17 protein-coding genes are annotated in these 22867 nt (G+C 51.8%); 6 read left to right on the top strand and 11 right to left on the bottom strand.

Annotation, left to right across the window (positions count from 1 at the left end; translation table 11 throughout):
* Positions 1-29: 29 nt before the first annotated feature.
* Together NDI52_RS05515 and rlmD are read right to left on the bottom strand one after the other, a co-directional pair.
* A complete protein-coding gene (locus tag NDI52_RS05515) occupies positions 30-2672 on the bottom strand; it encodes a response regulator (RefSeq protein ID WP_190772948.1) in 2643 nt (880 codons plus the stop codon).
* 1045 nt (positions 2673-3717) lie between these two features.
* Complete coding sequence (gene rlmD, locus NDI52_RS05510; protein ID WP_190772947.1) at positions 3718-5130, bottom strand: 23S rRNA (uracil(1939)-C(5))-methyltransferase RlmD; 1413 nt, start codon at positions 5128-5130, stop codon at positions 3718-3720.
* 79 nt (positions 5131-5209) lie between these two features.
* On the opposite strand from rlmD, the gene apcD reads away from it, so the two are divergent.
* Together apcD and NDI52_RS05500 are read left to right on the top strand one after the other, a co-directional pair.
* Positions 5210-5695 carry an allophycocyanin subunit alpha-B gene (gene apcD / locus NDI52_RS05505; protein WP_190772946.1) on the top strand — a complete coding sequence of 162 codons (486 nt, stop codon included), beginning with the start codon at positions 5210-5212 and terminating at the stop codon, positions 5693-5695.
* A gap of 403 nt (positions 5696-6098) precedes the next feature.
* Positions 6099-6704: a hypothetical protein gene (locus NDI52_RS05500; RefSeq protein ID WP_190772945.1), complete on the top strand. Its 606-nt coding sequence runs from the start codon at positions 6099-6101 to the stop codon at positions 6702-6704.
* A gap of 475 nt (positions 6705-7179) precedes the next feature.
* Here NDI52_RS05500 and NDI52_RS05495 read toward each other — a convergent pair whose 3' ends face one another.
* The gene (locus NDI52_RS05495; protein WP_190772944.1) at positions 7180-8664 is read right to left on the bottom strand and encodes a serine/threonine-protein kinase; all 1485 of its coding nucleotides are present in this window, start codon (positions 8662-8664) and stop codon (positions 7180-7182) included.
* Positions 8665-8919: 255 nt separating this feature from the next.
* A complete protein-coding gene (locus NDI52_RS05490; protein ID WP_190772943.1) occupies positions 8920-9063 on the bottom strand; it encodes a hypothetical protein in 144 nt (47 codons plus the stop codon).
* A gap of 84 nt (positions 9064-9147) precedes the next feature.
* Between NDI52_RS05490 and NDI52_RS05485 the strand changes: the two genes are divergently transcribed.
* Positions 9148-10350: a DUF4336 domain-containing protein gene (locus NDI52_RS05485; protein WP_190772942.1), complete on the top strand. Its 1203-nt coding sequence runs from the start codon at positions 9148-9150 to the stop codon at positions 10348-10350.
* A gap of 197 nt (positions 10351-10547) precedes the next feature.
* On the opposite strand, the gene NDI52_RS05480 is transcribed toward NDI52_RS05485, so the two are convergent.
* A complete protein-coding gene (locus NDI52_RS05480; protein WP_190772941.1) occupies positions 10548-12662 on the bottom strand; it encodes a caspase family protein in 2115 nt (704 codons plus the stop codon).
* 473 nt (positions 12663-13135) lie between these two features.
* Positions 13136-13504: an EamA family transporter gene (locus NDI52_RS05475; RefSeq protein ID WP_190772940.1), complete on the bottom strand. Its 369-nt coding sequence runs from the start codon at positions 13502-13504 to the stop codon at positions 13136-13138.
* Positions 13505-14092: 588 nt separating this feature from the next.
* On the opposite strand from NDI52_RS05475, the gene NDI52_RS05470 reads away from it, so the two are divergent.
* Entirely contained in the window at positions 14093-14782 is a 690-nt protein-coding gene (locus NDI52_RS05470; RefSeq protein WP_190772939.1) for a Mo-dependent nitrogenase C-terminal domain-containing protein, read from the top strand.
* 20 nt (positions 14783-14802) lie between these two features.
* Here NDI52_RS05470 and NDI52_RS05465 read toward each other — a convergent pair whose 3' ends face one another.
* Together NDI52_RS05465 and NDI52_RS05460 are read right to left on the bottom strand one after the other, a co-directional pair.
* Positions 14803-16308 (bottom strand): serine/threonine-protein kinase, encoded by a 1506-nt coding sequence (locus NDI52_RS05465; RefSeq protein WP_206754943.1) that lies wholly within the window; start codon positions 16306-16308, stop codon positions 14803-14805.
* A 265-nt stretch (positions 16309-16573) separates the two neighbouring features.
* A complete protein-coding gene (locus NDI52_RS05460) occupies positions 16574-17479 on the bottom strand; it encodes a transglutaminase family protein (protein WP_190772937.1) in 906 nt (301 codons plus the stop codon).
* A 193-nt stretch (positions 17480-17672) separates the two neighbouring features.
* On the opposite strand from NDI52_RS05460, the gene NDI52_RS05455 reads away from it, so the two are divergent.
* Together NDI52_RS05455 and NDI52_RS05450 are read left to right on the top strand one after the other, a co-directional pair.
* Positions 17673-18335, top strand: coding sequence for a class I SAM-dependent methyltransferase (locus tag NDI52_RS05455; RefSeq protein WP_190772936.1), 663 nt, complete (start codon positions 17673-17675; stop codon positions 18333-18335).
* 359 nt (positions 18336-18694) lie between these two features.
* Positions 18695-18820 carry a hypothetical protein gene (locus tag NDI52_RS05450; RefSeq protein WP_277874394.1) on the top strand — a complete coding sequence of 42 codons (126 nt, stop codon included), beginning with the start codon at positions 18695-18697 and terminating at the stop codon, positions 18818-18820.
* 438 nt (positions 18821-19258) lie between these two features.
* Here NDI52_RS05450 and NDI52_RS05445 read toward each other — a convergent pair whose 3' ends face one another.
* From NDI52_RS05445 to NDI52_RS05435, 3 genes are all read right to left on the bottom strand, one after another.
* Positions 19259-19840 (bottom strand): TIGR04376 family protein, encoded by a 582-nt coding sequence (locus NDI52_RS05445; RefSeq protein ID WP_190772935.1) that lies wholly within the window; start codon positions 19838-19840, stop codon positions 19259-19261.
* Between the two features lie 78 nt (positions 19841-19918).
* Positions 19919-21058 carry a hypothetical protein gene (locus NDI52_RS05440; RefSeq protein WP_190772934.1) on the bottom strand — a complete coding sequence of 380 codons (1140 nt, stop codon included), beginning with the start codon at positions 21056-21058 and terminating at the stop codon, positions 19919-19921.
* Between the two features lie 298 nt (positions 21059-21356).
* Complete coding sequence (locus NDI52_RS05435; protein WP_190772933.1) at positions 21357-22859, bottom strand: GMC family oxidoreductase; 1503 nt, start codon at positions 22857-22859, stop codon at positions 21357-21359.
* Positions 22860-22867 lie beyond the last annotated feature (8 nt).

Raw genomic sequence — 22867 nt, 5'->3', positions numbered from 1 at the left:
TATCGATGGGGTGGCGAAATCCAAATGGCTCAAGGTTTGCTCAAATCCAAGACTTTTTTAGTTACAGCAGCAATCTGCTCAAATTCAAACTCTTGAATGAGGTAATTTAATGTTTGTGCGAGCACCCGACGATCTGCAGGAATGTCAGCTAGGAGTTCAGAGATCCAAAGGTCGTTACCTTGTGTTGCAGCCTGATGTAAGGCTTGCACCCAATTGGGTGGCATTGACTCTAGAAGTGATGGCTCTAAACGTAGGGTTGTGGGGGTGTTCGGTAATGACGACGCTGATATTAGGTCTTGAGCTTCATAGAGATATTGGACGGGTACATAACTGGCGATTTTTTCAAAAATTCGGTTGCTCTTAAACGGCTTGGTTACGATGTCGTTGCAGCCCGAGGCGATCGCCTCCTGCTGCTGATCTTCAAAGGCGCTGGCCGTCACTGCAATAATGGGGGTTAAGCGAGTAACCCCCATAGCCTGTTCAATTTCACGAATACACCGGGTCGCATCGTACCCATTCATCCCCGGCATTTGAATATCCATCAGAATTAAATCGGGTTTCCAGGACTGCCAGAGAGCGATCGCCGCTTTTCCATCCTCCACTTCCTGGATCTCAAATCCGGGTAAACTCAACATTTTTACCAGTAATAGACGGTTGACTGGATGATCTTCGACGATCAGAATTCGGCGTGTTGGTTCGTCGCTTGCCAATCCCTTAACCTGCCCCTGAATCGTGACGGGTAAGGGCAGGGGGAGCACGTCCGACAGGCCAGCCTGAATCGCCAGGGTAAACTTACTTCCCTGGCCTAATTCACTTTCGACTGTAATATTTCCTCCCATTAACTGGGCGTAACGCTGGCTGATGGCTAACCCTAATCCCGTCCCTTCCATCGCATTGAGGCCCGTCTGGGTTTGAAAGAACGGCTTAAACAGATGGGGAATTTCGTCGGTAGCAATGCCAGGGCCATCGTCTTCTACCTCAAATACGAGCTGGCAACGCGTTGAGTGAGAGCCGGGGGAGGGCCTAATTGGCAGCTTTTGCACTCGCAGGCTGATGTTGCCCTGGGACGGTGTAAATTTCACGGCATTTCCCAACAGGTTGATCAGGATTTGATTCAGCTTGTTGCGATCAGTCGTAATCAAATGGGGCAAATTGGGTGTCCAGGAAAAAGATAGATTGAGTCCCTTTGTCGCGGCCCGTACCTGCATCATGGACTGCAACGTGTCCAGGATGTGCATCAAGCTAAAACTTTCCTCGTGAAGCGGGATTTCCCCGGCCTCAATCTTCGATATTTCCAACACATCATTGATCAGTGACAGCAGATGCTCGCCACTGCGGCCAATGGTTTCGAGCTGATGAAGGTGCTTCTCGGGTAGCTCTGAGTTGCGACAGAGCAGTTGGGTCAGGCCCAAAATGACGTTCAAGGGAGTCCGTAGTTCATGGCTAACAGTAGCGAGAAATGCCCCTTTGGCTCGGCTGGCGCGATCGGCTTCCTCCTTGGCAACTTTCAATTCTTCGGCCTGCTGCTGGATTTGAGTAAACAACTCTGCTTGCTGCACAGCTACCCCTAACTGGTTGCCGATGCGTACCATCACTTGAATTTCGGAGGAAAGCCAGTGGCGAGGTTGGTTATTTTGATAAGCTGCTAGAAGCCCCCAGAGTTGATTGCGGCAGAAGATGGGAACTGTTATGTAAGCCCGAGCCTGTAAAACAGCCAGTAGCCTTAGATAGCAAGGCTCAAACCCAACTTCAGAAACGTCGGAAACACAGCGATAGTTGTTGGGCTCTTGATAAATACCACCCTGGGTTTCTTTGAAGTAGGTGTCATCCCGCAGCAGCTCCTGTTCTTCCAGATGTTTAGCGATGCAGGCGGGCTGATCTACTGTGTGCTCCAAACTCGAGTCTTTGAGAGTGCTAGAGCGTAGAACAGGACGCCATTCTGGTCCGACAGATTCAGCGATGACCTCACCACTCCAGTCTGGGGTGAAGCGGTAAATGAGGGTGCGATCGCACTCCATTGCCTGCCGCAACTCGTCGGTAGTAGCCTGAAAAATAGAGTCCAAATCGAGGCTCTGGCGCATTCGTTGTAACACCAGAGCCATCGTATGCTCCTGTTTTGCCATTTGCTGGAGATTGATCTGAATGGCAGTGCGTTCGCGTATTTCCGCTTCAAGGGCTGCGTTGGCCTGGACTAGAGCCGCAGTGCGTTCTTCTACACGGCTCTCTAAGAGAGCTTCAGCACGCTTGCGCTCGGTAATTTGTGTTTCTAATTCCTCGTTAATGCGCTGCAATTCCTCAGGGCTCTTGAGAGAGAGAAACTGAGGAAGCAATTCCACCAGGGACAACGCGGTGTAGCCTGAAACGATAGCTGTCATTGCCTTCTCGATGCCGGATATCCAATAGACGGGATACCACAGCGTCCAAATATCAATTAGATGCCCAGTTCCACAGAGCAAGATAAACAAGCTGAATAGAATGAACACCTTTGAAAAAGGAATATCCTGGCGCTGGCGGACGAAGTAAATGAGCAGGATGGGGATCGAAAAGTAGGCGATCGCCGTCAACCCATCACTCAAAATATGCAGCCCTACAAGAGGGGTTTGCCAGAGGTAACAATGACCATGGGGAACGTAGGCATTCGGGGAGAAAACGTGCTTGAGGAGTTCCAGCATGAGGGCCTTCGAACAAATCCTTCAACGGATAGAGCAAGATGTAGTTGCAGTTTCATCGAGAAGACGTCCCCATAGCCGTCTCAGCTTGACAGCGCCAAGCTGAGGGACAGAAAAATCTATACTCCATCTAGGCTAAATTTTTCTGTCCCGACATCTAGACGTAGATAGAGGACAATCTAACTTCCTTTAGAAAAAGCGTCCACGTGCACAACAGAAGCTGGGCTATAGCCCACTAAAAATTAAGTACAAAGAACTTAAATAGGGATAGCCAAAAAGGGTTGTACTGTACCTTTGCAGTAGTGCTCAGATTCCGTAAGGAGCCCCAAGCAAATGTTAAAAAACGAACGTCAGCAAAACTGATTCCAACTTAATCTATTATTACAATTCTAAGTTTCGTCTATATTCCACTTTACGGTCTATTTACAAAATAGATTTTTATGTGTAGCGGACACAAGATATATCAGTAGATGGTTTATAACCAGTCGTTCGAATGCTGCTCTAAAATCCTTGACTTTATATAACGTTTTTGGGTCGGGCAAGGTAAGAATTGTTCAGTACGTCATCTACCAAAAGTAGCAACTTTAGAAGAGCTTTTTAGATGTCGTCACACTACATTAGTCTGCCAGATATGGAGCCTTTATACCATCCTGCATAGCCGATGAAATCCGCTAACTATGACACAACTTTACGCCATCTAAGAGTTCGATTGGCGAACTGAGACTAGGGTATGGGTAGTGCCCAATACGTGTGGATGGGGTGTGAGAAAGGGAACATTTCGTGTCCCTTTCTCACACCCCATCCACACGTTTGAAATATGACTTTTTTGTATGCAGAGCACCTTAGGACGGGAGAGAACCCTTCTCAAAACTGGAAGTTTCTCGTTCAATAGATTTACCGCTGCAACGGAAAAAACTATGGCTTTGAGAAGGGTTTTCATTTCTTGACCTGTACTTGGGCCAAGCACATAAAAAACAATCCTTTCAAAGAGTTTCCAAGCTCGCTCTAATTGAGAAACTTGAGAGCGTGAAGCGATCCCAACTCGTCACTACCGAGGCATGCGTTGCAGAAACGCAGCACATTCCACATGAGTCGTTTGTGGGAAGAAATCGGCAGGCTGGACACGAGTAAGTTGATAGAGTCCATCCGTGCACAGCACTTTCAGATCGCGGGCTAAGGTAGAAGGGTTGCAACTGACATAGGCGATGCGTTCGGGCTGCAAACGACGTAATGTCTCCAGGACGGCACTATCGCAGCCTTTGCGCGGAGGATCTAGCAGCACAATGTCGGGTTTCACATCCAGGGTTGGCAAAAGCTTTTCTACGGCTCCCACATGGAATGTGACGTTACTGATGTTGTTAGCTTCCGCATTAAGGCGAGCCTGGTCAATGGCTTCGGGTTGAATTTCGAGGGCGATCGCCTCCCCCACCTTCTGAGCGATCGGCAAGGTCATCGTGCCAATTCCACAGTAAGCATCTACGACCCGTTCTGTTCCCTGTAGTTGCAACTCATCCATCACTACCTGCACCAGAGCCTCCGCCTGCTCGGTATTCACTTGAAAGAAGGTCGTTGGATGCACCCGGAAGGTTAACCCTGAGAAGGTCTCATTCAAATAGGGCTGCCCCTCGATGAGGCGGGTTTCTGGGCCAAAAATTGCATTGGTCCGGCGAGGATTGACGTTGAGCAGTATCCCTACCAGGTTGGGATATCGATCGCGCCAGGCAGCCGCCTGTTCAGCTAAACCGGGCAGGCGATCGTCTTTGGCGACCAGGGTGAGCAGCATCTCTCCGGTGCGCCGTCCAATGCGAAGTCCCAGGTGGCGCAGCGTACCCTGGTGTTTGTCCTCGTCGTAAACACTCCAGCCCCGTTCTTGAAGATCCTGCTTCACCTCTGCCAATAGTGGATCCAGCCGATTATCTTGAATAGGGCATTGGTTCAGATTGACGATGTGATGGCTGCCCTTCCGGTAGTAGCCTGCCTGAAAGTGCCCTTGAGTAGAAAGGCCCAGGGGATACGTTGCCTTGTTACGGTAATTCAGGTCGGCATCACGATCGGGCGGCAGTGGGAGCAGCGGGTTCACGGGAGGATTGGAAAATCCACCAATGCGTTCTAGATCCTGAATGATTTGAGTCCGCTTGGTCTCCTGCTGGAAGGCATAGTCGATGTGTTGCCACTGGCAGCCGCCACACTTGTCGGCCACAATGCAGCGGGGGCGAATGCGATGGGGCGACTCTTCCAGCAATTCGTGCAGTTTGCCATGGGCAAAGGTGGGTTTGACGTGGACCAGGCGGGTTTGGATGCGATCGCCTACCACCGTCTCAGGCACAAATACCACACGATTTTCCCAACGACCTACCCCGGCTCCATCATGGTTGAGGCCGGTAATTGTGATTTCCAGGAGCGAGCCCTGCTGCCATAGGTCAGGGCTATCCGCTTTTATAAAGGAATGTTGCGATTCCATAATACTTTTCTTATAGGCCCTCAAGTCGTTAAAATACAGGACGATATTGAATTGCCGCTCTCAAATCATCGCCTTAATTATGAGTGTAGTTAGCCAGGTTATTCTCAGCGCCGATGACGAACTTCGCTACCCCAGCAGCGGAGAACTGAAAAACATTGCAGACTTCTTTAAGACAGGCGAACAGCGCACGCGGATCGCCTCGACGCTGGCTGATAACGAAAAGAAAATTGTTCAAGAAGCTAGCAAGCAACTGTGGCAGAAACGCCCTGACTTTATCGCCCCTGGTGGTAACGCCTACGGTGACAAGCAGCGTAACCAGTGCCTCCGCGACTTTGGCTGGTACCTGCGCCTGGTAACCTATGGCGTGCTGTCGGGTGACAAGGAGCCCATCGAAAGCATTGGTCTAGTGGGTGTCCGTGAGATGTACAACTCTCTCGGTGTACCCGTTCCTGGCATGGCAGAAGCAATTCGCTGCCTCAAGAAGGCGTCCCTGTCTCTGCTCGCTGATAGTGATGCAGAAGCAGCAGCGCCCTACTTCGATTTCATCATTCAAGCGATGTCGTAAGGCTCAATCTCCAATTTTTCATGAGTCCTTTCGATCCTAGCTATTCTCAACGAAAGTTGAGTCCCTATAAAACCCAAATATAGAGAGTGCGCGGTACTGTGTGCCGCGCACTCTCTATTTCAGCCCATAGTTCTATAAATTTCAGGACTTACGCAAGTCCGCTATATCTAGAGCATTTAAGTTGTAGGGGGGGACAAAGCACCCCACCTACAACTTCAATGCGTAAGTCCTGAATTCTTTAAGAACATCTGTTCCTTCTAGCGGTAAAATTCGGGCATGATACAACCACAATGACCCAGAAAAGGTTCTTTGAAGGGAGTCCCTTCAATTGGGCCGGGCCGATGTATACCCGGGCAACGGTGACAAAAGCATCAGTGAGTCAATTTGTTGAGGAGACGGAGTTATGCGCTTAGGAAAAGTCGTCAAATCTAACTCCCATTGTGACTATGTGGTGCAAGTCGATGATGTCTGGGATATGAACGATGCTCCCCAGCCTGATGACTACGGCTTTGGCACCTTCGTTAAGCTGATTGACCCCAGCGGCCGCCTGTGGGCTGTCGGTTTAATCTATAACTCTCAACTATTCAACCCAGCTTTTCTTACTAACGGGCCACGACTGTCCAGCGAGCCGGATCCCATTTTTACCCCTGACCTCATTCGTGAGACGCGAACCCTCCTGGGAGTGGTGCTGGTGGGCTGGATGGAGCCCCGAGGAAGTACTGAATGCGGGGCGCATGGTATTCCTCGGGTAATCGTTCCCATCGATACACCCGTTTGTGCCATGACCGCTGATGAAGTGCATCGCTTCCACTGCTGTGAGGATGGTCGCCCACAGTTTTCCTATTTCAGCCATCTGCTGCGTTGTGGTGGCTTATTTGCTTCTTCTCTGGCACAACAGGTTGTTAAAGAATTAGTTGATAGTAATCTTTTTTCCGGGGCAGACCAGCGGGCCTTGGAAATTCTGGTTAGAGAAATGTCCTGGAAAAATACGTTGGGTGCGATTCGCTAAGTTTTTGTAGAGAGAGCAGCAAAGCCTTTCTCTCGGTTGTTATTGCCCGGTTAGGACATGAGACGCGATTGAAGGCATTGCCTTCAATCGCGTCTCATGTCCTAACCGGGCTAAGGCTATCAGAAAACATGGTTTGAGCTCGCAGCCTCTACGGAAACCCAAAATTCCTCTAAGAATGGGTTTGACCCACTATGCCCATAACAAGAACGCAATATATAACGGACTTGCGTTCTACCGCCAAAAAAAATCCGACAGGTCTCAAAGAGGCTGCCGGAGAGTTGTGTGTTCCCTGTTGATGACTCGGCTAGAGTTGAGTCTCTTTAAGTATGCCGATGTGTGGACCGACCCAACAGGATCTAGATCATGTTTCTTGGTGATCTTGATCACAGCTATTTTTCAGTTAGTATCAAAACGTGAAGTTTTGCAGCTATGCCCGGTGGGGGTATGAAAGCCTACGGTTTGGTGTGATTGCTCTCTAGCGGTGTAGGGCCGAATTTTGGCAAAATGCCAGGCGGTCTAAAAAAATTCTGCCGCCTCGAGAACTTCCTGGATAGAGGCTACCAAAAAATGGCAAAAAGCCAGGGGGGACTTCTCCCTTCAGGCCAGCGATCGCCCGACCATACACTTTTCCCCACACCTCATCCTGGGATAGCCAGATAGACTGAGCATTGCCGCCGAGGAGCCGCTGTCCTACCTGGCTGTGCTCGTAGTGCAGCCAACCCAATTGCTCACAAAAGCTCTGCCAGGTTTCCAGGGGCGATCGCCCCCCAGGTTGCTGCTGCCAAATTTGCAGCTGTACTCCAAATCCCAAATGGCCTTCGCTATACGTGAGCCACAACTGATCGAGGGTTTGTAAATCGGTGCAGGGTAACTCAGCTAACTCCTGGAAGGTAAGGAAACTCCCATCAGCACGGCCCATAGCCTGAAGCATAAGGCGGCAGGTCTCCGCATCGGCCCGGTGCCACTGAGCCTGTTCCAGCAGACCCTGTAGACCCGAGTAGTCGATGCCAACGTCGGAGGGTAGGGTTTGGGGTAGGGGAGATTGGGGTGCGATCGCCCGCGCTTTGACCATTCGCTCCAGATCGGCCATTACTTCAGCCGCAGACCCATAGCGTTGGGTTAGAGGACGGGCAATCATCTTATCCAAAATTTGAGCCAGAGCTGGATCCACAGTCTGGGGTGCCTGCTCAGCCCACACCCAGCGGTCTTCCCCATAGGAAAAAAGACCGAAGGGGTCAGTTCCCGTCAGCAGATGCACACAGGTTACTCCCAGGCTGTAGAGGTCGCTGGCAAACACAGGTCGTCCACCCATCTGTTCTGGGGCCACAAACCCGGCACTGCCAATGGCCGTTGCAGTTCGAGCCAGGGCCGTTGCGGTTGCAACCTTGGCCGCCCCAAAGTCTACCAGCACAAGACCCGCTGGGCCACCTGCTGTCGCCATTCTCCGATACAAAATATTTTCGGGTTTAATATCCCGATGGATCACTTGCCGCTGATGAATAAAATCCAGCACCGGCAGGAGCCCTCGTAAAATTTGCACAATCTTGCCGGGCTCTAACGGCCCCTTGGCTTTCAGGACGGCCCCTAGCGTTGGCCCATCAATAAATTCCTGAATCAGATACTGCTGCCCATCCTCCTCAACGTGTGCCAGCAGATCAGGGATATGGGGATGCTGCCCCAGCCCCCCCAATCGCAGAGCCTCCTGGGAAAAAAGTTGAGAGGCTTTGCTGCGGGTTGCTGTATCTTGCGTGCCGGGGAAAAATTGCTTAATGACGCAGGGCGATTGTCCTTTCTTGTGGGTAGCGATCGCCAAAAACGTCCGACCAAATCCACCTTGTCCCAGAGGTTTCAAGGCCCGATACTGCCCCCGTAGCACTAATGGCTTGCCACATCCCAGACAAAATTGAGCATCATCTGGATTGTGAAACGTCGTGCAGTGGGGGTTAAGGCAACAGGTCATGGAAGTATTTTGCCCAGGCGCGGCAGGCAAGGTAGCTCTAGTATTCCCTTCCCGATGGGCTAACCGTCTTTGGTTGAGAAATAATTTGTGGAAAGAGAAGAATGCGGGCGGTCTATATCGATCCTCTATAGCGCTGTGCAAGTGCGTTAAGTACAGAAACGGTGGTGTGGGGCATGAAGTGCCCCACACCACCGTACTTAATCAACGGGCACAGTGCTATATCTCCTGACTTCCCCTTCTGCTATCGCTAATCCGCTAGATTACACCTTTTTCAAAAGGTATATAGTGGGCGATCGCCACAATTGCGCCCCCCGATAGAAAGCCCAACAACATCTGCTCAACCCTTCGACCCTCACATGTCAGGCGATCGCTATAGGATAAAAAGATGAGTGCTTCCATAGAAGCAAGCTGTTGAATTCAGTGGCCTATCCCCTTTAGAATTCACAGATCGAGCGGTAGACCGTTTTAGAAGGAAGAGAACGCGTGACGCAGGCTGGTTCGGATTGGTTGAGTCATGACAACCCAGCAGATTGGGCCTGGCCCTTCTGGTTTACGGTGCCTATTTATCCCTATGGCCGCCGTCGCACCCTCCGGACGGAAGTAGTGCCAGATACTATCTGGACGTTTGACCAGGTACAGGGCATTTTTTATGTGACCGTGCCCATCCGCATGACGGTGGTACGGCTGGAGGCCGGTGGTTTACTCGTCTATGCTCCGGTCGCCCCTACCCGCGAATGTATTCGCTGGATGCGGGAGCTGGAAGCCCGTTATGGAGCCGTTAAATACATCCTGCTGCCCACCGTCTCAGGGATTGAGCACAAGGCTTTTGTAGGGCCATTTGCGCGTTGTTTCCCCACGGCTCAGGTGTACGTCGCGCCTCACCAGTGGAGTTATCCGGTGAATCTGCCCTTGAGCTGGTTAGGATTGCCGGGAAACCGCACCCAACGCCTGCCAGAAGATCCCAGCCAGGTGCCCTTTGCTGATGAGTTTGATTACGAGATTTTGGGGCCGATTTCGTTAGGGTTAGGGCCGTTTGAAGAGGTGGTGCTATTCCATCGGCGATCGCACACTCTCCTCGTAACGGATACCGTCGTCTCTGTACCGGATCACCCCCCTGCCATTACCCAGCTCGATCCCTATCCACTGCTCTTCCATGCTCGGGATGCAGCAGATGAGCCCGTTCAAGACACGCCAACGAACCGTTTAAAGGGATGGCAGCGAATTGCGTTGTTCTCCTTCTACTTCCGGCCCAGCGCACTGAAGACCGTGCCGTTGGGGGAGACGTTGCGGGATTCCTGGCGGGTGGGCGATCGCTCTCGCAGAGCCTACTTTGGGCTCTACCCCTTCCGTTGGAAGACGGGCTGGCAGCAGTCCTACGAGGCATTGCGGGGGAATGGGCGCTTGTTTGTCGCCCCCATTTTGCAAACGCTCATTCTCAATCGGGCTCCCCGACAAACGCTAGATTGGGTGCAGCGAGTAGCGCGGTGGAACTTTAACCGGATTATTCCCTGCCATTTGGATGCTCCCATAGAGACGGGGCCTGAACAGTTTTGTGCAGCCTTTGGGTTTTTGGAACCCCAGGGAAGCCGAGGCGAGCGATTGCCAGATGTGGATTTTGAGTTACTCCGAGAGCTGGATACCGTCCTGCATAAGCGGGGCATTACGCCACCTGCGGTGTTGGAGTGAAATCCAAAGCCTTCTATATCCCTATGCACGTTGACTAAGTACCGTGATGCGGGGCACTTCGTCCCCGCATCACCGCTGCTGTACTTAACGCATTTGCACAGCGCTATATCGCTATATTTTGCTTTGAATGAGAGCGGAACTTATGAGTGTGATGAAAGGGATGTGGAGTGCCCTTTCACCACATCCCATCCACAGGTCTAAATGACTCGATACTGGAGCCGCAGGGTGGCCCAGCGGTTGACATCCAGAGCATAAGCATCTTCAGGGGAACGAGGGCTGCTGAGGTCTTGCAGAATGGCTTGAACTCGGCTCAGAGAGGTTTGGACGGCTGTATTGTTTCCTTCGGTCTCCTGCTGGCTCTGAATAAGGGCTGTGGTTTGAGGGAAGGGGTTGCGGCTGGCGATCAGGAATAGATCCACCAGGCCGCTGTTGAGAGGGGTAATGGGAAGGGAACGGGATGTGCCGGGGGCGATCGCCACCATCGGTGCATCCGCTACGGTGTCGGGTAGTAGGGCGATGCTCAGGGGTCGGTTCATCTGCGGCAGGGTGACCCAGAGTAAGTAGAGGGGAACCTGGCCCAGGTTTTGGACGCGGCATTGCAGAGCCGTGCCAGATGCCACGGTGGGGAGTGCCAGCCCTAGCGAGGGTGGCCTATCTGACGCCGCAGAGGGGGTACTGAGTTGGGCGATCGCCTGTGAGTTCGTCTCCGTCGGTTCCAGCGTTGCTCGCAGGGCCAGACGAGACGTGGTGGCATTTTCCGTCAGGCTGAGGTATTTCATCGCCAGCAGCCGGGGCAATTTGGCGGTCAGCCGAGTCACAGCCGTTTTGACCGCTTCATCTGCGGTGGCGATGGTGCCCGGTACGGCTAAACGGGGGGGATAAAACAATCCATAACTTTTGGGCAAAGCTGGGGTCGCCGATATGTCGCTGGAAGCCGTCAGGGTGGTAGCTTTTACCTTGCCAAACAGTAAGTCGGCGGTTTGCTCGCCAGCCGCGACTACCGTTACCTTGGCAGCCGCAAAGGCACTGGTGGCATCGACGCGTTCAATCCGCTCCAGGGATGGGTCCAGTGCAATGGTCAGCCCCAGATTGCGGGAAATGAGCCGCATGGATTCTCGAACTGGTTGGCCGACTAGTTCCGGAGTGTTGATCGGGGTGGGATCTAGAACATCGGCTTTCAGAAGGAGCCCGGTGCGCGATCGCCCCACCAGGGGTACGGCTTGCTCTCCGCTTCCCGCTAGAAGAACGGAGCCTTCTCCATAGCACTCCAGCACACGGGGCGGTACTCCTCCTAACCACACCTCGACACTACCATCGGTGCCCTGTTCCCACACGGCCCCTTGGCTTTCGGGTAAAGCAGGAGGGAGGGAATAAATGCTCTCCACCGATGATCCCGCTTCCAGTACCGGAGTTTGCAGGTTGTCAACGGTTTGGTGGATACGGCTGACCAGGGAAGGAAAGAAAATTTGAATGGTTTTCGGTGGGGTAGCTTCCCACAGGTATTGGGTCAGGGCGTAGGTTAGTAGGCCTGCGCTGAAGCCGCTCCACTGGCCTTCCAGGGCGGGTTGCCCGGTTTCGGCTGCTCCTAGATACAGGCCAGGAATGGTTTGGTTAATCGTTTTGGTGGCGGCTTTTGCCAGCTGCTCCTGAAGTTCTTGTTCAGCAGGGTTGAGGCGACCGCTGGGGGTGCTGGGGCGCGATCGCACTCGAAAATTACCCTGCAAAGGTGTACTGCGTTGAAGAAACGCTGCATCAATGACGGTCGTGACCTGCTGGGTAGGAAGCGATCGCAACAGCGCCCGCAGAGTTGCCAACCGTACATCATTGAAGGTGGGATGGTCTTCTGTTGGCAACGTGCCATCAATGGGCACGAGCGTTTGAAAAGTCAGGTTGGTTTCCAGGGAGCGCACCTGGCTACCCAAACCACTGAAGTGAAACAGTACCCGCTCGTTGGGCTGCGCTGCCATCAGGTGGGCCTGAAATGCATCTTCAATGCTCCGACGGGTGGCAGCTTCGTCAGTCAGGGTGAGAATATCCGTGGCTGCAAAACCAAACCGATGAATCAGCAGCTCTCGTTGCAATTCCACATCGGTGATGCATCCGGCCAGGGCCGTTCCTTTAATAGGAGCAAAGTCGCATACCGATTCGGGGTATTGATTAATACCAATCAGAAGGGCGCGTTGACGGCGGGTAGGTTCTGCCAGGGCTTGCTGATAGCGATCGCCCAGGGCAAAGAAACTCGACTGGCTGAGGCCCAACGTGGCGATCGCCCAGCCTGTGCGTTGTAAAAATGCCCGTCGCGTCAGTGCCATGCCCATCTGCCCTGCGGTGTGCGAAGCAGGCGAAAACGGCGGTAAGGGAAGCCGCTTTTTCCTTGCCCTGCTTCTATTTCACCACCAAATTGTAGGGAATGTGCTAGACCTGCTGGTGATTTTTACAGAATTTCGATCAGGATTGAGGGTATAAAGCTTTAGGTTCTATGCCCTCAATCCTGATCGAAATGATTACTGCTTGTTTTACCCTGAGTTCGGGCTAAGGCTTTTTCGAGGGGCACACCTCAGCAATTCTCATTTTGAAATCAGGCCCGAAAACCGCGCGCCTTCGGCGCGCGGTTTTCGGGCCTCAAAGCCAAGAGTTCACGCCCGTAGGGCGTGAACTCTTGGCTTTGAGGCCCATACTGAGAATTGCTGGGCACACCTTGTGTGTCCCTCGAAAAAGTCCCTTTTGGTGTGTAGTTTGCGCCCGCCAAAAGGGACACTTGGGCTTGTCTCGAATTGAGGTTGGTTTACTTGGGAGAAATCACCATAACAACCCCAGCCATGATGAAGCCCAATCCGACGATACGCAGGGTCGGTAGGGGTTCTTTGAAGATGAAGTAGCCCAGTAAGACTGAAAACACATAGCTTAGAGCAACAGCAGGCCCTACAACGCTGAGCTTGACTCGGGTCAAAACTAAAATGTAAGCAATAGATGCCAGCCCGTAACAGGCCAGTCCCGTGACCAGCTCAGGAGTGGTAGCAATTTTCAGAATTTGCTCCACAGCGTTACTGACTTCAGCTTTTCCTAACTTCAGAGCCCCTAATTTCAGGAAAAACTGGCCCGCTACTCCAATCAAGATTGAGGTTAACAACAGCAACAATTCTTGTAGCGACACAGGCACCTCCTCTTAGATCCCCATTAGTGTACGGTATCCGCACCGCCTTCACAGTCATTTTCGTCAGAACAAACGAGTACCTGACCATACTGGCCTTGACCGGTGAAATGTAGCGGGCTTCGTCGGCCACATCCTATCGGCCACAATTGGTGTGCTGAAATATTGGGGTTAGAAGTTGTTTTTTCGTATGCAAAGCACATAAAAAATAACCCCTCCAATCAGCTTTAAAATACGCCCTTGTATTCGCAATACTCTGGACAGATCTTCTCAGGCTCCGTGCTCTCTGTAGGTTCGTTGTACACAAAATCAAGGGTTTCGAAGCGGTTGTTGAATAAACGAGCTCAACAATCAGTTCAAAGAAATAATTTTTCTACCCTTTAGGTACGAACCATGACAGCTGAAAAATCGTTCTAGAGTAGTCGGAGTTCCCCATGTGCTACGAAAGTGAACTTAATAAAGAGGGAATTTTCTGGACGCTGAGTTTGGTTTGGGTGTAGAACCGAACAAGGTTATTCCTTCGCGCTAGTTAAGATTGAAGAAACATACTCCCGTTAGGAGTTTCTACAACCTGCTGATTGAATGATGTTTATGACTGGCACTGTTAAATCTCTCTACACTCAAGAGCAGATCGCCGTCTGGTTACAAGGGCTGCTGGCGATCGCCTGGGCCGATGGTCATTTTGATCCTGAAGAACAAGACCTGATCACAAGCCTCAATGAGCTGGAGCCAGCCCCGAAAGTTACCCTTGACTCAGCCACTACCCTTTCCCCTCAGGAAGTAGCTGCTGTCATTGGGCAGGATCGGACGATGGCCGAAAACTTTCTACGAACTGCTGTGATGGTGGCGATCGTGGATGGGGTGTATTCTGAGCCCGAGGATGTGTTGCTGCACCAATATTGCACACTACTACAACTTGACGAAACCATTCTGGAATCCCTACGGGCAACCCTTTACCCGGCAAAAACTGCTACGGCAACTTCTGTCGCTTCCTTTTCAGCGGATGCCGATGAACATCACTACCGCCCAGTTTTAAAGCCTGTGCAACAGTGGCTAGATGAACTGGAAATCCACGATCCCCGCCTGGCTCGCTTCCTGTGCAAACTGATTCCGCCCCAATGTCCCTTTGAGCGGGATGTGGTGCTTTTTGGCCGCAAGCTTGTTCACATTCCCCCTATGTGTAAGCTCAACCCTCTTTATGAGCAACTGGTAGGGCTGCGGTTTAGAGCGCTATCCTACTTAGCGGATGATTGTGGGGAGGATGTGACTCCGTATTGTTAAAGCAAAGGGCGCAAGCCGATTTAACGAACACTGCATCGCCCGATTCGCGCAAACAAAAACACCCAGCAATGCAGTAACTTTGTTGCCCACATGCCCCCTACACAGGCGAACCCTGCGGGCCACCCACCCCAGGAAAACCCCAGCGGAAAACACCCTGAGGGTAATGCCAGAGAGGGGCTTAGCTTCGAATATTCCAACCACTGCCCATGTTGTCGCCAGCCGACACGATCGCCAAAAGCCTGCCAGACCGCATGATCGTGATCCGTCGGAGGGGGGCCGTCCGGGATTCCGCCACAATCCAAATAGATCTGTCGCTGTACGCTAAACCCAAACCGTCCCTGGCTGTAGTGTGTCCAAAGTCCGTCAATTGTGCTCAAATCCTGACAGGGAAAGTTCTGTAGCTCCTTGGGCCGAACAAAGTCGTCTTCCTTGCGACCGACCGCTTGCAGCATGCGCCAGTTGGTTTCCCAGTCTGCCTCTTTCCATTTTCCCGCTTCTAGCAATTCCTTCAGTTTTTGGTAATCGATCCCGCACTCTGAGGCTAGCTGATTCACATTAAATGCAGGGGTTTTTGGTTGAACGGCGGGGAATGTGGGCGATCGCTCCCCTCGGCCTGCTTGTACTAGCCTCCCGGCGGGGACTGAATTTGGTAGTGATTGAGCCGCAGGAGTGGCTTTCACCAGCGAGGGTGCTTTTTGCCGGGTTGTCTTCGTATGTTGCAGTAATTCTCGCAGGGCATGCTGGGCTGAGGGATAACGATCCTTCACGAGGCTTTGAGTCATTCTGTCTAACACTGCAGCGAGCCCAGGGCTAATCTGACGCCCACCGAGAAACTGCCGCCAGATCAAAATTCCCTCCATCGGGTCATACAGTTCAGAAGGCTTGACCTGGGTCAGGAGATGCAGGCACATCACCCCCAAGCTATAGAGATCGCTGGCAAAAACCGCTTTGCCATAAATTTGTTCAGGGGCTGCATACCCTGTGCTACCAATTGTGGTGCCTGTTTCCCCCATCAGTGTAATAGTCGCTGCCTTCGCAGCCCCAAAATCAATCAACACCAGGCGTTTATCACTGCTGCGCCGAATCACATTTTCAGGTTTGATGTCTCGGTGGATAATATTCTGGCTGTGGATGAACTGAAGAACTGGTAGCAAATTAAGCAAAACCGATCGAATTTGCGTCTCGTCGAAGGGTTTACCTAGACGCGTGAGCAGGTCGGCCAACGTTCGCCCTTCAATGAATTGCTGCACCAAATAATGGCTGTTATTTGCCTCAAAAGCCTCAAATAACGTGGGGATCTGTGGGTGCTGATCCAACTGTAAAAGCCGCTCAGATTCTTGCTCAAACAGGCGGAGCGCTTTTTCTAAATTGCTACCACCCTTACGCAGGCTGGTATTGGGAATGAACTGCTTAACCACAACGATGGTGTTGCCCCGGTAGGTGTCATTGACCAAATAGGTACGCCCAAATCCACCTTGGCCAAGGGTGCGATCGCACTGATACCGCCCTCTCAACAGAAAAGGCATACCGCATCGATAGCAAAAATTTGCCCCGACGGGGTTCTCGGTTTGACAATGCGGGTTGAGGCAATGCAACGTGTTCATAGTTCTATCATGACAGGTCAAGCTAATTGGCCATACCCGTCGATGTTGAGAGGTTGTTGTTCCGTAAGTTCTACTTCCGAAACACCCCGTTCAAGGGGTGCATTCCACTTTTGCAACGTTGGAAACCCACTTTTGTAAGTGAAGCGGGCAACGCCCGCTTCACTTACAAAAGTGGGATGCCCCCCCGTTAAAGTGCGTCAAAATCGGGAATGGTGCCTAGTTTGCGAATGGTTACTTTCACATCCATGCCCAGATAATCTTCGGTATTGCCAAACCAGGAGCCGGCCAGGGGAATGACCTGAGCAGGATGGCGGGCGATCGCCACACGAATCAAGTCATAGCCTGCGGTAATACGGTTCGTCGGGTCATAGGCTCGCCATCCTGCCCCCGGAAGATAAACCTGGAGCCAAGCATGGGTTGCTCCTGACCCGGTCATCCCGACCTCGCCACCATCCAGTGCAGCATCATAGAGATAGCCGCTAACGAAGCGACAGGCAAAACCCAGGCGTCGGAGTGATTCAATCATCAGCCAGGCATAATCTCGGCAGGTGCCTGATTTCAACCGCAGCGTTTCGCTAGGGGATTGTGTGCCCTCTACCTCACGGGTCTGGTAGGTCAAGGTTTCGTTAATCGCGTCCATCATGCGTTGCAAGACATCGAGGGTATCGTCTTGATCGCCTGCAACGAAGCTTTTGGACCAGGCGGCCAAGCTACCATCCGGGTCTTCAGCATGGGGACGCATGAATGCCGAGAGATCCACCCATTCATCAGGGGTGTATTGAACGGGTACTTCTTCGGCACGGGTTTCGAGAGGGAAGTCGTCGATCGCCCGAATCCCATGGTGCTCTCCTCGAACTCGGCAGGTAACCTGCAATTCTGTGGCAGGTTCGCTAAATTCCAGCACGGCTACATTGTTAGACAACGTATCCATTAACCACCGGGTTTTGGCAGGAATATTCGTTTCCAGGGAATAGCTTAACGTTCGTCCCGCGTAACCTAAACTTGGCAGAAAAATAGCACGGTGTTCACCAAAGGTTACTGGATTGGCATAGCGATACGTCGTGATGTGTTCAAGATCATAAATGACAGCCATAATTCATAGGGGCAACGGGATTATCAATACTCTAAACTCAGATTTTGTACCGAACCCAGAACCATTGTTTTTTGTCGCGAAGCAATGAAAAAATAATGGTTCTGGGTTCGGTTTTAGAAAGTTGCAAGATGTGAGTAGCTGACTGAGGATGCTGTAACCTCAACAGTAAACGATGGCCTAATCCCTTACTGTTATGGCAAATAAATCTTTAGGGCTCAGTTCGGAACTTCATGAATATCTCCTCTCCGTTTCCTTAAAGGAGGCGGATGTTTTGCAGCAGTTGCGGCAGGAGACGGCACAGCATCCTCAGCAGATGATGCAGGTGACGCCTGACGAGGGGCAGTTCCTTGGGTTTTTAGTGCGGTTGTTAGGGGTTCGCAAAGCCTTGGAAATTGGCGTATTTACAGGGTACAGCTCTCTATCGGTAGCCCTGGCTCTGCCGGACGATGGTCAGCTGATTGCTTGTGATGTGAGTGAGGAGTTTACGGCGATCGCCCGTCGCTACTGGGAAAAAGCAAACGTTTCCCATAAAATCGACCTGCGTATTGCGCCTGCCCTCGACACTCTGGATACCCTTCTAGCCGAGGGAGCCGCTGGCACCTTTGACTTTGTCTTTATTGATGCCGATAAGCTGAATTATTGGAATTACTTTGAGCGATCGATTCAGCTCGTGCGATCGGGTGGGGTAATTGCTGTGGATAATGTCCTCTGGTCAGGTCAAGTCATCGAGCCCAGTAACCATGAACCTAGCACTGAGGCAATTCGCACCTTCAACCAAAAACTGTATCAGGATAATCGTGTGACGGTTTGCATGTTGCCTGTTTCTGATGGCATTACCCTGGCTATGAAGCACTGATGAGAATGCCTTATCTCAATCCCTGATAACTCTTACCGCATTAAATAGGATATCAGGAATAGCAAACTCGGATTTGTGACCCCAATTCGAAATAAGCTTAACTGCCTTTTTTGGTGTGCGGAGATCGCACATCAAAAAGGCCTTAACCCGAGCTTAGGTTTTGTGGATTACAAAGTGTCAAAACTTTCAATTTGTGTTGTGGGTGGGGTGCGAAGCACCCCACCCACAACACAAATTGAAAGTTTTGGAACAGTGACTGTATGCCAAAAGATGGCAATGGGTCTGACTCAAGTAGTATGTGATGATTTTGACGCGGCTTTAGAATTGCCTTAAAAGATGTCAGTATAGGGGTTCCTTGTATGAAGAAGCTCATTGGTTTACTCATGGCTGTAGGCCTGGTTGCCATTCTGGGAGCCTGCGAAGCGAATGATGTCGATCCTGATGAGTCTCCTGTCGTACCTCCAGCAGAATCCCCTATTCCTTAAGTCTTTGTCCTTCTTATCTCCATAGGGTTACGTCCAGACCGCTGTACTTTGCTTTGGAGTACAGCTTTTTTATCGAACTTCTTTAACCGCTTACTAAAGAACAAAACCTCTATAGCGCTGTGCGGGTTGATTAAGTACGGTGGTGTGGGGCACGAAGTCCCCCACACCACCGTACTTAACGCACTTACACATTGCTATAAAACTCAAATTTTTCGTTGTTGGGGCGAAGCTCCAATAACAAAAAAATTGGGTTTTGGAGGTAGTTTTAACCTCAATTCGGGATAAGCTCAAAAGCCCTTAACCCGAACTCAGGTTAGTTTTATTTTTTTGTCTGCTATTAAGGTTCGGCCTACACGATCTACGTTCGCGTTAAGGGCTTTCTTGTGTTCCACGCGTACAACAATAGGCATAGGCAAAACTTAAAGACCGAGGCCCTATTTACTTCATCTTGCGTTTCAGTTCCTCTAATTCGTCGTCAGTTTCCCACTTCTGGAAAGCTTGCTCGAGAGGATCGGCACTGCTGGGTGAGGGGGAGAACCCTTGATTCCATCCGATAGTTTGCCATTGTTGCTCAGACTGCTGGAACGCTTGAGTTGAGCGGTTGGCATAGGCCTCTGCTACCTTGGTTTTGATCTCTTGGCGCTTGACCTGGATTTGCTTCTGAAGCTCAATAGCCTGCTGAATACGCTGCTTAACACCCTCCATTCGGCCCCAGAATTGATTACCCTGGCGCAGAAGGGCGGCTTCTCGTTCCTCAGCAGGTTTAAGCAGGTCAACCCGATTAGCATTACGCGCTTTTTCTACACGCTCATGCCAGCGCTGCACTTCCTGGGCTGTGTTGAGGATTTCCGTTTGCAGTTGTCTTTCCTTCAAGCGCAAATCTGCCAGCAGACGAATCACTTCATCCTCCTGGCTACGAAGCTTGTCCTCCAGAGCTTCCAGTTCCAGATGGGGATTCTCCCGCAGAAACTCGTCCAAGCGCTCCTCCAAAAAGGTGCTGAAGTCTTCAAACAGGCCCATAGAGTTTCCTCGCGGTGGTATCGTCTCTGGAAAGTCTGATTCTTCGTAGAAAATCTACTAAAAATCTAGCTTACCCCATTAGAACTGTTGCCCAGTGTAGACCGATCGCACTTCCCCATTTCGGCGGATAATTGCCTCTTGCCCATTCACGGAAACCAGACTCCATCCACTCGTCCCGATCATTTCTCCCAGGCCAATGCGTTGGGTCGTGCCGTTAATGGTGAAGAGAGCGGCTGAGCGATCGCCCAAATTCAACACGCCCACCAGCGAATGGCTGGGAGCCCCTGCAATGTTGGGTACCGCACTGCTGCTGGGGCTGGGAGCTGTTGGAGCCGCTGCTACAACCGATGGGGCCGCCACTGGAGCCGTTGGAGCTGTCGGGGCGATGGGGGCAACCGTCACCCTTTGCGGGGGAGGAGAAACAGACGGCGTCACCGCAGCCGGCGAATTCCCTGGAGGGTTCTGATACACCGGAACGTAAACACGATCTAATACGGTCGGAGGTGTGGGTGTCGTGTTACCACCGGCCACTGCCACATCAGGTAGGGCGCTGGGGCTGTTCGACGCAACGGTCGCGTTTTCCTTCGCCAGGTCGGCTTTGCGATTGATCACATCCAGCGATCGCGACATATAAGTCAAAAACTCGCGATCGCCCTCGGATACCGTCGCTGTGGCTGCGGCCTGCACAGGGGTTGTCGATACGACCCTGGGAGACTCCTTCCAGAAAATCTGCGCCACTAACCACAACCCCCCGGTCAACAGCACTGAGATGCTAGCCAGGGTTAACAGCAGTTGATCAAAAGACTTTTGGGTAACTTTCGGTTCTGCCGTGGAGGGCTCCAGGGTCGCGAGGTCGCCTCCTTCGGTGGCGATCGCAGCCAGGTCATCTACATCCAGGTCTTCCAACTCCTGGATTGCGGTTTCTTCAGGCGGAGCAGGTTTGGCGACCAGCAATGAGGGAATTAAATTATTGGCTAGAGACGACAGCGGATTGCTGGGTTTTGGTGGCGGTGGCGGGGCTACATCATGGGGGAGGCTACCTTCCCGCAAGATCCGCTCTACGTCTTCAAATACGTCATCCATCACCGCATCGGCGGATTCATCCATCACCGTATCGGCTTCGGGTATGGGCTCTAGAAATTGAGCCTGTAGAGGGTCTACCACGGCCATGGCGGAAGGATCCAGGATGGGTTTCTGGGTGTTGACCTCGTGAGACATAGGTATCACCAACTCGCGTGAGCTATTGCTTCAAAGGAATCGAACAGTGGGATTTGACTCCCAAATTATGGCGCTTGACTGCTGAAATTTCCAGGAAATTTCTCGAAAGAGACACCCTTTGGTGTCCTACATCCTAGCAGCAACCTCCTCCATTCGGTTCGCTCCTCAAAATTATTCATGTCGTTATAGCGCTGTGTACGTTGATTAAGTACAGCGGTGTGGGGCACGAAGTGTCTCACACCGCCGTTGCTGTACTTCAGCGCTACGCCTCTCCCATCTACTGGATTTAATCGCTATATCAGGCTAAACGCTGGATTAAATGTTCACCTACCCGCAGTGCGTTCGCCATCACGGTGAGCCCTGGGCTCACGGCTGTGTTGGATGGGAAGAAGCTGCTATCGACCACATAAAGGTTGTCCACTTCATGGGTACGGCAGTTTAAATCCAGGACTGATTTTGCTGGATCTTCACCAAAGCGGCAGGTACCGCACTGGTGAGCGACGATAGGTATGGGCATATCGCTACGAGGGTGAGTGCTGCGATTAAAGAGTTGGGGTTGGGCAGTTTCCACTTGTCTCAAGATATCCACCCAGCGGTATACAAGGCGATCGTGGGCTTCCTCATTGTTGGGCTCATAGTCTACCCGCAGCTTGTCACCGAAGAACCAGACGCGGTTGTTGGGGTTGGGCAAATCCTCCGTTTGCAGCCACCAACCAATAGAGCGGGTTGCTAACTGGCGCAGACCAAAGTTGGGAATCGCGCGGGCCAGGGCCGAGAAGATGGGAGGGGCTTCCGAAAAAATGACATCCTGAAAAATACCCCCTGAATTCTGCACGTGGCCCATGGGATACGGAAAATCTTTATCACCCCAGTAGAAGTCGTTGAGACCCACTGTCCGGGGAAACAGGCCAGAATGAGATGAAGCGGTCAACTGCACCACCACAGATAGCAATTGCTTCATCAGGTTCCGCCCGACCAAATCAGAACGGTTCGCAATTCCATTCGGGTGCTTCTCGTTGGCCGAACGTAACAGTAAGGCCGCCGAGTTCACAGCACCACAGGCCAAAACGATGATGTGCCCGGAGAACAGGTAGGAATGGTGCCCAATCTTGACCTGAACACCCCGAATCTCGGAGCCTGAGGGATTGGTATGCAGAGAAATGACTTGAGCTCCGGTTTTCAGCGTGACATTCTCATGCTTTAAGGCTGGAGAGACTCCTGTATCTTCAGAATCCGTTCGGCCCTGATCGCCTAAACCTAAGGGCAAATAGGCGGGATGCAACCCTTGTTTGGAGAGCGTATCAAAAACCGTTTGAATATCGGGTTCATGGGCTACTTCAGGTTCAGGATAGCCTGAACTGTGGGGCGGCTCGGTCGGATCATCCCCGATTCGACCGTGAACTTGATAAAGCTGTTCTGCTTCTGTGTAGTAGGGTTCGAAGTCCGAATACTTGAGAGGCCATTCGGGTGATAGGCCATCTTGGTGCTGCACTGTTTCAAAGTCGCGATCGCGCATCCTCAATAGCACCCCGCTCCAGATCTTTGTATTCCCCCCCACGCAGTAGCGGGTCTGAGGATAGAAGGGTTCTCCAGTGCGATCGTGCCACGCTTCCGGCCCGTGAAATTGTTCTTTCTTAAAAACTTCGGTATCAATCAGCTGCGAGCTTTCCCGCTCCAGAAAATCGCCCCGTTCCAGGATCAAAATCTTTTTGCCAGTAGGCGCAAGTTTCCGAGCCAGGGTGCCGCCACCGGCTCCGCTGCCAATGATGATGACGTCATAGTGTTGGTCGTCGATGATCATAGGAATAT

Source organism: Leptolyngbya sp. PL-A3, assembly GCF_039962325.1.
Taxonomy (GTDB): domain Bacteria; phylum Cyanobacteriota; class Cyanobacteriia; order Elainellales; family Elainellaceae; genus Vacuolonema.
This window is presented reverse-complemented; position numbering and strand designations above follow the sequence as displayed.